At 63.0% G+C, this 14,161-nt stretch carries 21 protein-coding genes; 8 read left to right on the forward strand and 13 right to left on the reverse strand.

The genetic code is table 11. The features are described 5' to 3' along the window. Positions 1-17: 17 nt before the first annotated feature. Positions 18-1,241, reverse strand: a complete 1,224-nt coding sequence (locus tag RG540_RS08105; protein WP_038593319.1) for an MFS transporter — start codon at positions 1,239-1,241, stop codon at positions 18-20. Between the two features lie 100 nt (positions 1,242-1,341). Between RG540_RS08105 and RG540_RS08110 the strand changes: the two genes are divergently transcribed. Beyond that, positions 1,342-2,319 (forward strand): AraC family transcriptional regulator, encoded by a 978-nt coding sequence (locus RG540_RS08110; RefSeq protein WP_046601045.1) that lies wholly within the window; start codon positions 1,342-1,344, stop codon positions 2,317-2,319. A gap of 2 nt (positions 2,320-2,321) precedes the next feature. Here RG540_RS08110 and RG540_RS08115 read toward each other — a convergent pair whose 3' ends face one another. The 3 genes from RG540_RS08115 to RG540_RS08125 are packed head-to-tail and all read right to left on the reverse strand — an operon-like array spanning position 2,322 to position 4,040. Further along, positions 2,322-3,026, reverse strand: a complete 705-nt coding sequence (locus RG540_RS08115; RefSeq protein WP_038586486.1) for a TIGR02281 family clan AA aspartic protease — start codon at positions 3,024-3,026, stop codon at positions 2,322-2,324. Next, the gene (locus RG540_RS08120) at positions 3,023-3,244 is read right to left on the reverse strand and encodes a DUF1289 domain-containing protein (RefSeq protein WP_038586489.1); all 222 of its coding nucleotides are present in this window, start codon (positions 3,242-3,244) and stop codon (positions 3,023-3,025) included. Before RG540_RS08120 ends, RG540_RS08115 begins: the two co-directional genes overlap by 4 nt. 19 nt (positions 3,245-3,263) lie before the next feature. Then, positions 3,264-4,040, reverse strand: coding sequence for an adenosylcobinamide-GDP ribazoletransferase (locus RG540_RS08125; protein ID WP_038593323.1), 777 nt, complete (start codon positions 4,038-4,040; stop codon positions 3,264-3,266). Positions 4,041-4,150: 110 nt separating this feature from the next. Here RG540_RS08125 and cobT point away from each other — a divergent pair, with 110 nt between their 5' ends. Both cobT and RG540_RS08135 read left to right on the forward strand, forming a co-directional pair. Then, positions 4,151-5,170 (forward strand): nicotinate-nucleotide--dimethylbenzimidazole phosphoribosyltransferase, encoded by a 1,020-nt coding sequence (gene cobT / locus RG540_RS08130; RefSeq protein WP_038586492.1) that lies wholly within the window; start codon positions 4,151-4,153, stop codon positions 5,168-5,170. A gap of 7 nt (positions 5,171-5,177) precedes the next feature. Further along, complete coding sequence (locus tag RG540_RS08135) at positions 5,178-5,570, forward strand: diacylglycerol kinase (protein ID WP_038586495.1); 393 nt, start codon at positions 5,178-5,180, stop codon at positions 5,568-5,570. A 7-nt stretch (positions 5,571-5,577) separates the two neighbouring features. On the opposite strand, the gene RG540_RS08140 is transcribed toward RG540_RS08135, so the two are convergent. The 5 genes from RG540_RS08140 to RG540_RS08160 form a co-directional block, all read right to left on the reverse strand. Further along, complete coding sequence (locus RG540_RS08140) at positions 5,578-5,871, reverse strand: type II toxin-antitoxin system RelE/ParE family toxin (protein ID WP_038586497.1); 294 nt, start codon at positions 5,869-5,871, stop codon at positions 5,578-5,580. Next, entirely contained in the window at positions 5,868-6,095 is a 228-nt protein-coding gene (locus RG540_RS08145; protein ID WP_038593325.1) for a hypothetical protein, read from the reverse strand. Before RG540_RS08145 ends, RG540_RS08140 begins: the two co-directional genes overlap by 4 nt. Before the next feature lie 133 nt (positions 6,096-6,228). Then, positions 6,229-6,501 (reverse strand): type II toxin-antitoxin system RelE/ParE family toxin, encoded by a 273-nt coding sequence (locus tag RG540_RS08150; RefSeq protein WP_038586500.1) that lies wholly within the window; start codon positions 6,499-6,501, stop codon positions 6,229-6,231. Then, positions 6,498-6,728, reverse strand: a complete 231-nt coding sequence (locus tag RG540_RS08155; protein ID WP_038586501.1) for a hypothetical protein — start codon at positions 6,726-6,728, stop codon at positions 6,498-6,500. Before RG540_RS08155 ends, RG540_RS08150 begins: the two co-directional genes overlap by 4 nt. Before the next feature lie 47 nt (positions 6,729-6,775). Then, entirely contained in the window at positions 6,776-8,311 is a 1,536-nt protein-coding gene (locus tag RG540_RS08160) for a sensor histidine kinase (protein ID WP_038586504.1), read from the reverse strand. A 162-nt stretch (positions 8,312-8,473) separates the two neighbouring features. Here RG540_RS08160 and RG540_RS08165 point away from each other — a divergent pair, with 162 nt between their 5' ends. The 5 genes from RG540_RS08165 (at position 8,474) to RG540_RS08185 (ending at position 11,485) form a co-directional block, all read left to right on the forward strand. After that, positions 8,474-8,998, forward strand: a complete 525-nt coding sequence (locus tag RG540_RS08165; protein WP_244446637.1) for a thermonuclease family protein — start codon at positions 8,474-8,476, stop codon at positions 8,996-8,998. Next, positions 8,995-9,660: a uracil-DNA glycosylase family protein gene (locus tag RG540_RS08170; protein WP_038586510.1), complete on the forward strand. Its 666-nt coding sequence runs from the start codon at positions 8,995-8,997 to the stop codon at positions 9,658-9,660. Before RG540_RS08165 ends, RG540_RS08170 begins: the two co-directional genes overlap by 4 nt. 48 nt (positions 9,661-9,708) lie before the next feature. Next, positions 9,709-10,197, forward strand: coding sequence for an Lrp/AsnC family transcriptional regulator (locus RG540_RS08175; protein ID WP_007771498.1), 489 nt, complete (start codon positions 9,709-9,711; stop codon positions 10,195-10,197). Between the two features lie 102 nt (positions 10,198-10,299). Beyond that, complete coding sequence (locus tag RG540_RS08180; protein WP_157884599.1) at positions 10,300-10,716, forward strand: ester cyclase; 417 nt, start codon at positions 10,300-10,302, stop codon at positions 10,714-10,716. Positions 10,717-10,732: 16 nt separating this feature from the next. Next, positions 10,733-11,485: an AraC family transcriptional regulator gene (locus tag RG540_RS08185; RefSeq protein ID WP_038586517.1), complete on the forward strand. Its 753-nt coding sequence runs from the start codon at positions 10,733-10,735 to the stop codon at positions 11,483-11,485. On the opposite strand, the gene RG540_RS08190 is transcribed toward RG540_RS08185, so the two are convergent. From RG540_RS08190 to RG540_RS08205, 4 genes are all read right to left on the reverse strand, one after another. Beyond that, positions 11,482-12,171 carry a DNA alkylation repair protein gene (locus tag RG540_RS08190; RefSeq protein ID WP_038586520.1) on the reverse strand — a complete coding sequence of 230 codons (690 nt, stop codon included), beginning with the start codon at positions 12,169-12,171 and terminating at the stop codon, positions 11,482-11,484. The two genes, RG540_RS08185 and RG540_RS08190, sit on opposite strands and share 4 nt — an antisense overlap. Positions 12,172-12,178: 7 nt before the next feature. After that, a complete protein-coding gene (locus RG540_RS08195; RefSeq protein ID WP_038586523.1) occupies positions 12,179-13,051 on the reverse strand; it encodes an NAD(P)-dependent oxidoreductase in 873 nt (290 codons plus the stop codon). A 141-nt stretch (positions 13,052-13,192) separates the two neighbouring features. Beyond that, entirely contained in the window at positions 13,193-13,603 is a 411-nt protein-coding gene (locus RG540_RS08200) for a CopD family protein (protein WP_038586526.1), read from the reverse strand. 2 nt (positions 13,604-13,605) lie between these two features. Continuing rightward, positions 13,606-14,160 carry a DinB family protein gene (locus tag RG540_RS08205; RefSeq protein ID WP_038586529.1) on the reverse strand — a complete coding sequence of 185 codons (555 nt, stop codon included), beginning with the start codon at positions 14,158-14,160 and terminating at the stop codon, positions 13,606-13,608. Between the last annotated feature and the right edge of the window lies 1 nt (position 14,161).

Genomic DNA, 14,161 nt, shown 5'->3' on the forward strand with positions numbered 1-14,161 from the left:
CGATAGCCGTGTTCGGTTCAGCCCTGGCTGAGTTGGACCTGGCGTCCGCCGCGTGCGACCATCACCGACGCACCGAGAATGGCTGCGATGCCGAGGAAGGTCATGACGCCGAGCGGTCCCTGGGCGTCGATCAGCAGGCCGCCGAGTACGGCGCCGCTGGATATGGCGATCTGGAAGGTCGTCAGCAGCAGCGCGCCGGCGCTTTCCGCCTCATCCGGTGCCGCCCGGGTGATGTAGCTCTGGATGCTGACCGGCAGCGCGCCGAAGGCAAAACCCCAGAGCGTGATGGCAACCGCTGCTGCCACCGTCGAAGCCCCGAGGGAGACGAGGAGCACGGCGGAAACGGCGATCAGGCTGGAGGCGAAGACGACGCCGAGCGTCGAACTGCGTTCGGTGATCATGCCGCCGACGATATTGCCGAAGAAACCGCCGACACCATAGGCGAGCAGGAGGAGCGAGACCATCTCGACATCAAGCCGCGGGACGTCTTCCAGATAGGGGCGGATATAGGTGAAGCCCGCAAAATGGCCGGCGACGATGAGAAGGGTGGCGATGAGGCCGATGCGGATCTTCGGCCGCTTGAGGACTTCCGCCAGCGTGCCGAGCCCGGCATGTCCGGCTGGCGGCAGCGAGGGTACGGTGACGAGCTGCGCGATGAGCGCCAGCACGCCGACAGCGCCGGCGAGTACGAAGGCCGCCCGCCAGCCGAGCGTGGAGCCGATATAGGCACCGAGCGGTGCCGCCATGACCGTCGCCACCGAGACGCCGGTGAAGATCATCGCCATGGCGCGCGGCAGGTGGTTCATGGGCACGAGCCGCATGGCAAGCGCCCCGGCCATGGCCCAGAAGCCGCCGAGCCCGATGCCGAGCAGGACGCGCGACACGAGGAGCAGGGTCAGGCCGTTGGCAAGGGCCGCCAGCGCGCAGGAGAGAATGAGGAGGGCGGTCAGCCCGAACAGCGTCCAGCGCCGGTTGAAGCTGCGGGTGCCGATGACGACGCCGGGGCCGGCAAAAGCTGCGACGACCGCCGTCACCGTCACGGTCTGGCCCGCAACGCCGGAACTGATGCCGAGATCGGCGGAGATCGGGGTGAGCAGGCTGGCCGGCAGGAACTCTGCCGTCACGAGGCCGAAAACGCCGAGGGTGAGCGCGATGACCGCGTCCCACCGGGCCTTGGCCGATGTGTTCGGGGACGACGTGTCGCGCACGACATCATCCTCTTCGAAAGTGCTGTCAGTCATGGTCATGTCCTGTCTTGGGAGGTGGCGCGGAGGACCGGGCCGGGAATGTAGACCAGACTTAGGCGTGACAGCCTGTACTTTCCATGCTAGAAAATCCGATATGCTTGACTATTCGTCCAAAGAAATCTCCCTAGACGTCTCCGATCCGCTCACCGAAATGTTGCGCGGACTGCGTCTCGACGGCGTCGAATACGGCCGCTGCCGGCTTCCCGAGCCTTGGGCGACCTCCTTTCCCGCGCAGGAGGCGGCGCGTTTCCACTTCATTTCATCGGGCTCCGCATGGTTGCAGACGCCCTCAGGCGAATGGCTGGAATTGCGGGCGGGGGATGCGGCGCTGCTGCCGCGCGGCGATGCGCATGTGCTGGCAAGCGTTCCGGGCCTGACGCCGCTGCCGTTCGACCGGTTCGGGCGCAAGGAAGTCTGCCAGGGCGTCTTCGACGTGCAATGCGCTGACGCCTGCGGCGGCACCGTGGCGCTGACTGCCTCGATGCGCTTCAACATCGACAAGCTGCATCCGCTGCTTCAACTGATGCCCGAGGCGATGCTGACCAGCGATCTCGCCAGGAACGAGCCTTCCATCCCGCATCTTCTCGATGCCATGGCGCGCGAGGTCGACATGGACCGGGTCGGGGCGGGCGGCATTCTCGCAAGGCTCGCCGACGTGTTGACCGCGACGCTGATCCGCACCTGGGTCGAACACGGTTGCGGCGATACGACCGGCTGGATCGCGGCCGTGCGCAATCCGGAGGTCGGCCGCGTACTCGCCGCCATCCATCTCCAGCCGGACCGCGACTGGACCGTGGCGGCACTGGCGAGGCTGATGGGCGCGTCGCGATCAGGCTTTGCCGAACGGTTTCTGCGCGTCGTCGGCGAAACGCCGGCCCGCTACGTGGCACGGGTGCGCATGCACCAGGCGCGGCAATGGCTGCGGGACGGCGAACGGGTGGCAACCGTCGCCGAACGGCTCGGCTACGATGCCGAAGCCTCCTTCAGCCGCGCCTTCAAGCGCATCATCGGCACGCCGCCGAGCCATTTCCGTAACAAGGGAGAGGGCGTAGCCATCCAGGATTTCGGCTGACCTCAGTCCCGCAATCTCAGCTCGTCGGTCTGCATCTGCAGAGATCCGAGGGTGGAGAGGAAGCTCATGCCGAGCAGGCTCTCGCCGAGCCTTCCGTCTTCCGCAACCATCGCCCGGACGTTTTTCCGCACGATCGGGCCGATGGCGATTTCGTCCAGCCGCACCCCCGCGGCCATTGCCCGGCCGTTGGCGGTCATCACCGAGACCGAATAATTGAGGCTCTGCGGATTGAGGCCGATCGTGCGGGCATCGTCATAGGAGAGCACCACGGTGCTGGCGCCGGTATCGACCAGCATCGGCAGGACCTTGCCCTGGACCCTGACATTGGTCTGGAAATGGCTGCCCTGGGTCTTGTGGATGATCACCTCATTGCCGCCTTCGCTGGTCGTCACCACCACGGCGGTACCGGGCAGCAGGCCGGCAGTCACCCTTGCGGCGACATTGCGGGCATCGTCACGATAGAGATAGGCGGTGACCAACCCGAGGATGATCAGCAGCCAGAGGGCGATATTGCGCAGCACCTCGCCGGCATTGCCGCGCCGACCGGCGAGAATGCCGGCGGCCAGCAGGCCGGCGATTGGCAGGAGGTAGATGATCTGGCCGAAACGGTCGTTGTCGATGCCGAAAGTCTGCCCGGTATCGTGGTTGAAGATCAGCAGCGCCAGGCCGATGCCGAGGACGATGAGAATGCCGGTGAGCGCGTTCATGCGGTGTCGCGTTCCCGGATCATGCGCTGCCGGCGGGTTTCCCGCCGCGGCCGGCGCTCGACGGTTTCAAGCCGTGCGGGGAGAGTTTCCATCAGCGCGCGGCGCTCCGCATCGGTATAATCCATCCAGGCGGCGATCTCTTCGCGCGTGCGTCCGCAGCCGAAGCAATAGCCGGTCTTGAGGTCGATCGAACAGACGAGGGTGCAAGGCGAAATCATGCGTCAGTATATCGGGGTTTCAGGCGGCAAGAGCAAGAGTGGCGAGCATGGCGATCTCGCTCAATTGTTGAGTAGCGCCGATCGTATCTCCCGTGTGTCCGCCGAGTTTCTGGCGCACGAAACGGGTGAAACCGAAGCCGGCGAGTGCCGCCATGATCAGCGACAGCAGCACTTTCGGCAGGCCTAGGACCGGAACGAGAAGGACAAGCGCGATGGCGGCGCCGGAAAACAGCGCGATATTGCGGGCGCTATCCTCCGGAAATCCGGCGCTTGCCGCGACACCGTTTTCCCGGGCCGACGGCAAGGCGCGCCAATGGGCGACCAGGATCGCGCGGCTGACGGCCGCAACGGCAAGCACGGCGAGCGCTGCGGTAACAGCATCGTCGCGGAAAAGTGCTGAAAGCGCCGAGGCCCGCAGGCCAAAAGACAGCACCAGCGCCACGACGCCATAGGCGCCGATGCGGCTGTCCTTCATGATCAGGAGCGCGTGGTCCTTGTCCCGTCCTCCGCCGAGACCGTCCGCCGTGTCCGCAAGGCCATCCTCGTGGAGCGCGCCGGTCACAAGCGTCAGCAGCGCAAGCGCAATCAGGCTGACAAGCAGCGGATCACCGTATTGCAGGAGGAGAAGAACGAGGGCCGGCAGGATCGCGATGACCAGCCCCGCGACGGGAAAGGCCCGCACCGCCCGCGAGATCGTGCCGTCGTGGCCGCGGAAGAATCGGTCCGGCACCGGCAGGCGGCTGAGAAACCCGACCGAGCGGGCGAGGTCCGCGATGAATTCCGTTGCGTTTGGCAGTTGTTCCTCCGTTCCGACCCGACTATGAGTTTGCGCACACAAGCGCGATTTACGGGAAAAGACAAGTTTTCCCGTCGCGAGACGAGACCGAGACACAAGAGAGACTTTCCATGAGCGTGAGCGGCCTGCCTTTCGACGATTTCCGTGTCCTGCTGCAGAACCTTCCCGGACCGGACCCGCGGGCGCTGGTTGCGGCGCGCGAGCGCGATGCGCAGCTTACCAAGCCGCCGGGTGCCCTGGGCCGCCTTGAGGAAATCGCCTTCTGGCTGGCCGCCTGGACAGGCCGCGCACCGGCGGTCAACCGCCCGCTTGTGGCGATTTTTGCCGGCAATCACGGCGTTACCCGCCATGGCGTGACACCGTTCCCATCATCAGTCACTCAGCAAATGGTGGAAAATTTCGCGGCCGGCGGTGCGGCGATCAACCAGATCTGCGTCACCCATGATCTCGGCCTGAAGATCTTCGACCTGGCGCTCGACTACCCGACCGGCGACATCACAACCGAAGCGGCTCTTTCGGAACGCGACTGCGCCGCGACCATGGCCTTCGGAATGGAGGCGATCGCTGGTGGCACCGATCTTCTCTGCATCGGCGAAATGGGCATCGGCAACACGACGATCGCGGCTGCCATCAACCTCGCGCTTTATGGTGGCGAGGCGGAGGACTGGGTCGGTCCCGGCACCGGTTCGCACGGCGAATTCATGGAGCGCAAGATCGCCGCGGTGAAGGCTGCCGTCGAATTCCACAAGGACCACCTGAGCGATCCGCTGGAGATCCTGCGCCGTCTCGGCGGCCGCGAGATCGCCGCGATCGCAGGCGCGATCCTGGCTGCGCGCGTCGAAAAAATCCCGGTCCTGCTCGACGGTTATGTGGTGACGGCCGCGGCCTCCATCCTCAAGGCCGCCAATCCGGCAGCGCTCGACCACTGCCTGATCGGCCATGTCTCCGGCGAACCGGGACATCTGCGTGCGATCGAGAAGCTCGGCAAGACGCCGCTTCTGGCGCTCGGCATGCGGCTCGGCGAGGGGACCGGCGCAGCGCTTGCCGCCGGTATCGTCAAGGCCGCCGCCGCCTGCCATTCCGGCATGGCGACGTTCGAGCAGGCCGGCGTCAGCAACAAGAGCCACTGAGCCTCGGATGGAAAAGACGCCGCTCGACAGCAATATCGAAAGGGCAACCGGCATCCGCCGGGTAATTGCGGCCTTCCGTTATTCGATGCAGGGGCTGGTGCGCCTGTGGCAGGAGGAAGCCTTTCGCCATGAGGTGATTGCCTGTGCGGCGGCCGTCGTGCTGTTTGCGATCGTCGGCGCCGGTGCTTTCGACTATTTCGTCCTCGCCATCCTGATGCTGGTGCTGTTTGCGGTGGAATCGCTGAACACCGCGATCGAGGAACTGGTCGACCGCATCTCGCCTGAAATCTCCACCGTCGGCCGCCACGCCAAGGACCTCGGCTCGTTCGCGGTGTTCTGCTTGCTGTGTGCCAATGGGTTTTTCGTGGTTTATGTGGTGGTTCGGAGCTTGTGGGGATAATCGCCCGTTACAGTCGGTCCGGCGTCGAAGATGGGTCGCGTGCAGCGTGGCGTATGCCAACCACAATGATCTCATCATCGCCGGGCAGATAAAATATGAGATACGGATAAGGCGTCACCGCCACCCGTCGCATCGGTTGAAGGCTGGTGCGCATACCGGTCAGCGGATATTCCGAGAGATTGCTCAAAACCTGTTGGATCCGCGTGCCCACATTGCGTGCGCCTTCCGGTGAATGAGCGGTCAGATAGCTGAGGACATCCTCAAGTTCGATGGCGGCTTCAGGGGTGAAGCGAATCGTCACCGGGCGTATTTCGACCAGATGGCCTGAACCTGCTCGGTTGGCGCAAATTCACGCCGAGCGGCCTGGTCCAGCGACTTGGCGAAACTGGCTTCCTCCTCGGGAGTGAGCTGATGGACCGGCTCGTCTTTGCCCACGAGCCTAAGCATGACACGGGCGATCTCATCCTGCATTTCGGCAGGGAGCTCCTTGGCTGCTTCGATGGCGCGGTCGAGAAGTTTGGTCATGCCCGCAGTATGCACCGAAACCAGCCGGCGCAAAAGAGCCTGCTCGCCTCAGGCGAGCTCTTGCGGCGGCGGGCGACCATTGGCAACTGCGGGCCACGCTTTATGTGGTTAGCGCGGTGAAGATTGGCCATTGCTAACTCTTGCGAGACGTGTGGCGGAAGCGCTGGATGATGATTTCGCCGGCACCAACACGGTAATAGACCGTGTAAGGATAGGGTTTGAGAAAAAAGCGGCGGGTATTTTTTCGCGAGGTGACGCTACCCGCGAATGGCTGCTCCCTCAAGAAGGTCAATGCTTCGCGGATACGTACCGCGACGTTGTCTGCACCTTGCGGAGAATGGTTGCCGATATAGGAGATCGCCTCGTCGATTTCGCGGAGAGCTCTGGTCGTATAGCGAAGCTTCACAGGCGGTATTTGGCCCACATCGCGCGGACTTCCTCTTCCGTCGCGATTTCTCCGCGTTCAATCTCCCGGTCGGCCTCTTCCAGGTCGGCTTCTTCCTCGGGCGTGAGCTGGTAGACGTCTCCGTCATCTTCGCCCATGAACCTCAGCAGAATCTCGGCGATCTCATCCTGCATTTCGGCAGGAAGTTCCCTGGCTGCTTCGATGGCGCGGTCGAGAAGTTTGGTCATGCCGCATTATGCACCGAAACCGGCCGGTGCAAAAGAGGCGGCTTGCCTCAGGCGAAGCTCTTACGACGGCGGGCGACGGTCTGTGCATCGGCGACGGCCGGCACGCTCTGCAGCACGCGCGTCGCGGGAAGGATGGCAATAGCCTCGGTGCCCTCGCGCAGCTTGGAGCGCAGGATGAACTGGCCGTCGTGCTTGGCAAGGATCGCCTGGACGATCGGCAGGCCGAGGCCGGTGCCCTGTTCGGCACTCTTGATGGCGATCGAGCCCTGGCCGAAGGCCGACAGCACCACCGGGATTTCCTCTTCCGGAATGCCGGGTCCGTTGTCCTTGATCGCCACATACTGGCCGCCGCCGGCTGTCCAGCCGACCTTGACGGTAACCTCGCCGCCCTGGGGCGTGAACTTGACCGCATTCGAGAGCAGGTTCAGGAGGACCTGGCGCATCGATTTTTCATCCACCCAGACCTGTGGGAGTTGTGATTCGAACTGCTGGCTGATCGAGATGTTCTTGGCGCTGGCGCGCAGCTGCACCATGCCGATGCAATCCTCGGCAATCTCCAGCAGCGACAGCGATTCCTCGGCGAGGTCGTAGCGGCCGGCCTCGATGCGCGACAGGTCGAGGATTTCGTTGATGAGATTGAGGAGATGCTGGCCGGAACGGTGGATGTCGCCGGCATATTCCTTGTAGGTCGGGTTGGCGAGCGGCCCGAGGACCTCGGAACTCATGACTTCGGAGAAACCGAGAATGGCGTTGAGCGGCGTGCGCAGCTCGTGCGACATCGAGGCGAGGAACCGGGATTTGGCAAGGTTCGCCTCTTCGGCGCGGCGGCGGGCTTCGTCCGACATGGATTTTGCCACTTCCAGCTCGGCGATCAGGTCGTCCTTTTCCGACTGATAGGACATCAGCGTCAGGTTGGAGCGATAGAGCCGGTCGGCGATATAGTGGAAGAAGACGACCGCGATGGCGCAGATCGCGATCATGCCGATATCGAGCACATTGCGAGTCAGGATGGCCGTCGCAAGCAGCGCCAGGATCATCGGCAGGAAGCCGAACAACACGCCGAGCCGCAGCATGAAACTGCTCATCGCAGTGATCGAGATCGCGAAAAGGAGAACGGCGCCCTTGTAGAAATAATAGTTGTCGCCCGAACAGGCATTGCAGTTCTGCAGCGCAAAGAGCGCCCAGCCGGTGCCGACGATCAACTGTGCTGCGAGCAGCCTGCGGCGCCATTTCTGGACGTCACCCGAGCCGATGTCCTTGCGGCTCGCGCGGCGGGCGATCAGCACGTTGATCGCATGGACGCTGAACATCAGCAGCGCCCAGGCAAAAAGATTGGCGTTCGGATTGAGGTAGACGCCGATCGCCGTCACCACGACGATGAAGATCGGCATGACCGATGCGCCCTGCAGCACGGAATTGACGTGCATGGCGATCATGTCGCGGTCGAAGATCTGATTGCCCTGGGAGCTGGACTGCAGGCGTTCACGCGTGGCGCGCACGGCTTTAGAGACGGCCTTGTTGCGGTGGCCGCGCGAGCGATCAACGATGTTCTTGTCGGTCGATGTGCTGACGCCGCTACTCATGGCCACTGAACTGATACCCCGGGTGTTGAGAGAGTATGTCCAAATCCTTAAGAGAGTACTGCCGGGAAAGGTTTTGTTTGCCATTTTCCTGAAGCTTCCGTTTTCCAATAAGGCTGGATTGTGGCTCGAACGTTCAGGGTTTTTCGCGATGGCGCGTTTCTCGTGGCCTTCTTCATCCTTCTGGTGCTGATCGCCGCCAAGCTGGACGAGGCGGCCGATAGCGTCGTGCATGGCCCGTTCCATGTGATCGACGGCGATACGCTGGCGGTGGGTGGCGAGCGCCTGCGGCTGCAGGGCATGGATGCGCCGGAACTCGACCAGACCTGCGAAGACGGTCGCGGCAAGCCATGGGCTTGCGGGGAAGAGGCGAGACGGCTGCTGATGCGCCTCGTCGCAGACGGTAAGACGGAATGTCTCGGCCGCGAGCGCGACAAATATCGTCGGCTTCTCGTCCGCTGCCATTCGGGCACGACTAGCATCAACGGCACGCTTGTGCGGCAGGGTCTCGCCGTCGCCTCGGGACGTTATGCGCAGGAACAGGTGGCAGCGCGGCGCGAACGGCAGGGGCTGTGGGCCGGCCGGTTCGAAAGCCCGCGTGACTGGCGCGCCAGCCGCGGCACGATGGACGATGTCGGCCTGGCGGAGGCATTTTGGGATTGGATGAAACGGGTGACGGCCTGGCAATGAGCATGGATGATATCGCCGACGGCGAGGAGGATATCGCCGGGTTGGCCCGCGCCATCGCGGCCTGCCGCATCTGTCGCGACGCGCCGGCGAAAGGCGAGGGTGACCGTCTGCCGCATGAGCCGCGGCCGGTCGCCGTGCTATCGAAGACGGCGAGGGTGCTGATCGCCGGACAGGCGCCGGGGCTTCGGGTGCATGAAAGCGGGCTGCCGTTCAACGATGCTTCGGGAAATCGGCTGCGCGACTGGATGGCCGTGACCCGCGAAGAGTTCTACGATCCGCAGAAGTTTGCGATCGTGCCGATGGGCTTCTGTTTTCCGGGTTACGATGCCAAGGGCAGCGACCTGCCGCCGCGGCTCGAATGCGCGCCGTTCTGGCGGTCCCGGGTGATTGCCGCCATGCCGCAGATCGAACTGGTTATCGCCGTCGGCGGTTATGCGCAGGCCTGGCATCTGGGGAGCCGGCGAGGCAAGGGCATGACGGAAACGGTAGAGAACTGGCGCGACTATGTCTTCGCCAATCAGGGACCGAGGATACTGCCGCTGCCGCATCCGAGCTGGCGCAACACCGGCTGGCTCAAAAAGAATCCATGGTTCGAGACGGATCTGCTGCCGGTTCTAAGACAGCATGTGGATAGCTTGATACGGGAAACAAATTTCGGTTAACTGCCACGAATTCGGTGTATAACGAAAAATCATTTCGAAAGGACTCTGATGGACCGCCTCGACCGTAAGATACTCCGCATTCTGCAGGAAGATTCCACTCTCGCCGTCGCGGACCTCGCGAAGAAGGTCGGCCTGTCGACCACGCCTTGCTGGCGCCGTATCCAGAAGATGGAAGAGGACGGCGTCATCCGCCGCCGCGTGGCGCTGCTGGATCCGGTCAAGGTCAATACCAAGGTCACGGTGTTCGTCTCGATCCGCACCGCCAGCCACTCGATCGAGTGGCTGAAGCGGTTCTCGGAAGTGGTCGTCGATTTCCCGGAAGTCGTAGAATTCTACCGCATGAGCGGCGACGTCGATTACCTGCTGCGCGTCGTCGTGCCGGACATCGGCGCCTATGATGCCTTCTACAAGCGCCTGATCGCCAAGATCGAGATCCGCGACGTCTCGTCGGTGTTTGCGATGGAGCAGATCAAGTACACGACCGAGCTGCCGCTCGACTACATGATGCTGGATAACCAGAAGTCGGGCGAGGAATAGTTCGCCGTTTGGCGGATCGGGATCATTTTCTGGCAGGACGGGCCGAGTTGATACGGCCCGTTTTGTTTTATCTGGGCTTCATCGAAACAAATGGAGCTCGCCATGCAGGACCAGGCCAAGGCCAACAAGACGATCGTCCGCGAATATATCGAAGAGATCTGGAACCGCGGTCTGATCGAGCGCTTCGGAAGTTTTTTCGCTACCGAGTATCAAGAGGCCGCCTATTCGCCGGCCAATTCGGAAGGGCATTGCGCCATGGTGGCGGTGCAGAAGCGGATCATGCCGGATGCCGTCTGGTCGATCGAGCGGATGACCGCCGAAGACGATAGCGTCATGTGCGAGCTGACATTGCGCGGCACGCACCAGGCGGCTTTCAAGGGCGTCGAACCCGCCGGCAATTCCATCCACGTGCGCGCCTACCGGACCTTCGTCTTGAAGGACGGAAAGATCGTCCATCATTCCGCATTGCTCGACACCGCCGAACTGCTAAAGCAGATGCGGGGACAGCAGGCGGCATAGGGCAAGTCCGGCAGCGATGGCGACAATTTCTCATGCCTATCATCGGGTGTTTGACGCGCCGTTCGAGATCGAACGGGCCTTCGATGCCGATTACCTGCTTTACGCGTCGGCCGGCATCTTCGTTCTCGATATCGGCGACCGCCGCTGGATGCTGCCGCCGCAAAGGGCCGCGCTGATCGCACGGGGAACGGTGATTGCGGTGCGCAGCAATGGGGCGGCCACGGCGTCCTCGGTTCTGTTCGGCGATCGCGAATTCGAAGCGCCGCTACCGGCCTGCCGGGTCTTCGGTCTTTCCGATCTGGCGCGGCAGATGATCCTGCATGTCATGCGTTGGGATACAGGACGCCCCTCATGCGACGAAACCGCGAATGCCTTCTTCAGGGCGCTCGCATCCGTCGCGGCGGATCTGGCTGCGGAGGAGGACGAGACATGGTTGCCGAAACCGCAGTCGCCGGCCATGGCGGTCGCCGTCGAGCGGATGCTGGAAGATCTCGACCGGGATCTTGATTTTGGCTCCCTTGCGGAGGCGTCACGCCTTTCGGAACGCACGCTGGCACGAAAATTCGATGCGGAGCTCGGCATGAGTTTTCGCGATTTCCGGCATCGGGCGCGGATGGTGAGGGCCAAGGAGATGCTGCTTGCCGGCCGGGAGCCGATAACCGAAATCGGCCTCGCCTGCGGGTTCGAAAGTACGAGTTCCTTCATCAAGGCGTTTCGGACGTTTGCGGGCACGACGCCGCGGCAATACCGGGTAGGTAAAGCCGGCTAACCCCTCAGCCGCGCCAAAAGCTTCTCGCCCGACAATTCCCTGACGGCATCCTTGCCGATCCAGCGGGCGTTCTTGTCCGATGAGGCGGCAAGCTTTTCGGAGAGTTTAAGAGCCGGGGCGTGGCAGGTGCGGTTGCGCTTGCCGATATTGCGGAGCGCCCAGTTGACCGCCTTCCTGACGAAATTGCGCGGATCGGTGGAATGCGCCTCGATTAGCGGCAGATAGGTGATGAAGGTATCGTCCGGCTCGTCCTTGCGATGGACGGCGGCGCCGGCGATCATCGCAAACGCGGTGCGGCGGACGAATTCGCGGTCATCCTCGGCGAAGTCTACGACGAGCTGCTGCCAGAACGGCGTTTCGACGAAAAGGTCGGCGGCGGTATCGACGATTTCCCAGGAGGCAAAGTCCTCCGACCACCCTCGCGCCTCGGCCGGCGTCAGTACGGCGGGATCGGCGGTATAGATCGCCAGCATGCGGGCTTCGCGGATGCCGGCGCGCCAGAGGTCCAGCGCCCGGCCGTGATCGCGTTTGATGGTCCGAGCGATCTTCTGCATGTCGGGATTGGAAATGCCGATCGCCCCGTCGGTGACGATGCCGAACCGGGCCATGCCGGAAATGTTCTCCTCCGATCGCAGCGTTTCGAGATGCGCGATGATCCCGGCGACGTCGGAGGAGGGGCCAATCATCGGCAGGTCATTTCTTTTCGAGCCGTGCGAGCAGCGAGGACGTATCCCAGCGCTTGCCGCCCATCGCCTGCACGTCGCCGTAGAACTGGTCGACGAGGGCCGTGACCGGCAGCTTGGCGCCGTTGCGGCGGGCTTCGGTCAGCACGATATCGAGATCCTTGCGCATCCAGTCGACCGCGAAGCCGAAATCGTATTTGCCGGCATTCATGGTCTTGTAGCGGTTCTCCATCTGCCAGGAGCCGGCCGCACCCTTGGAGATCACCTCGATGACCTTCTCGATGTCGAGACCGGCCTGCTTGCCGAAATGGATGGATTCAGCGAGGCCCTGGACGAGGCCGGCGATGCAGATCTGGTTCATCATCTTGGTGAGCTGGCCGGCACCTGCCGGCCCCATGAGGCCGACCATGCGGGCATAGGCGTCGATCACCGGCCTGGCCTTTTCGAACGTCGCCTCGTCGCCGCCGCACATGACGGTGAGCACACCGTTTTCGGCGCCGGCCTGGCCGCCCGAAACCGGCGCGTCGATGAAGCCGACACCCTTTTCTCGTGCAGCGGCATCGAGCTCGCGGGCGACTTCGGCGCTGGCGGTGGTGTTGTCGATCAGGATCGCGCCCGGTTTCATTCCGGCGAGAACACCGGTCTCGGTGATTGTCACCGAGCGGAGATCGTCGTCATTGCCGACGCAGACGAACACGAAATCGGCATCCTTGGCCGCCTCGGCCGGTGTGGCGGCGGCTCTGCCGCCAAATTTCTTCGCCCAGTCCTCGGCCTTGGCAGCCGTGCGGTTATAGACGGTGACGTCATGGCCGCCCTTGACCTTGAGATGCCCCGCCATGGGATAACCCATGACCCCGAGACCGATGAATGCCACTTTCGCCATGCTGAACCTCCAGAATTTTGTTGCCAGAGGATTAGAGCAAAGAGGACCTCCGGAAAAGCGCAGTTCGGCGAAAAGCGCAGATTTCGGTTTCGGAGGGGTGCACCCCTCGAGGCAGCTGCGCTCCCCTGGTTGCGCTTTGGCTCAGAACGGCTTGATGACCGCAAGCGCTATGATGACGACGACCGAGCCGAGGACGATCGGCAGGCCGGCGCGCACGAAGGCCGGCGGGTCGAGATGCGGATCGGCTTCCATGCGGCGCATCCAGGCGCCCTGCATGCCGTGCAGCGCCGACAGCATGATGACGATCAGGAATTTGAAGCCGAACCAGCCGGAAGTGTAAAACCCGTAGCCGAAGGCGAGCCACAGGCCGAAAAGCCAGGCGCCGCCGAGTGCAGCCGTGGTGACGGTGCGGTCGTATCTTCTGAGCGCCGAGATGACGCCGGTGCGGATCGTCGGCGGCACCATGCCGATGACGAAGGCGTTGATCAGCATGCCGCCGATCAGCAGGAAGTCGGACAGAATGTGCAGGGCCTTGATGATGAAATACAGCATGGTCAACTCCAGATCATGGCTTCGGTGAAGCCCAGTTCGGCAAAATCTTGTTGTCTCAATTGGTCTTCGCCCTTGCAGAAGAACTCGTCGAGCTGCGGCGGTTGAACGGTGGTTCCCGACAGCATGGCGTGAACCTGGCCGCGATGATGGATCTGGTGCTGGAAGAGGTGCATCAGCAGCCGATCGGCAGGCTCGACCTGCACGAAGGTGCGCCGGGGAATGCGGATGTCCTCGGCGATGGTTTTCTCATCCAAGCTTCGACAGTGATCGATGAGGCGGCGATCGGCGGCGCGCTGTTCGCGATCGAGATCGGCAAAGAGCGGACAAGGGATTTCAGGCTCGAAGGCGGCGGGACCGAGGCAATCACCTTCGAGCCCGCTGATATAGAGCCAGTCGACGGTGAGGATATGGTTGAGCGTATGGATGATCGACGGGAAGAAGCTGATCCGCGTCGCGTCCAGCTCTTCGCGTGAGAGCTCTCCGCAGGCTTTCAGCAGCCGGTGGTTGGCCCAGGCATTGTTATAGGCCTGGGCAAGAAGATAGCGCTGCGGCGTCATC

The organism is Neorhizobium galegae bv. orientalis str. HAMBI 540 (assembly GCF_000731315.1).
GTDB classification, from domain to species: Bacteria; Pseudomonadota; Alphaproteobacteria; order Rhizobiales; family Rhizobiaceae; genus Neorhizobium; species Neorhizobium galegae.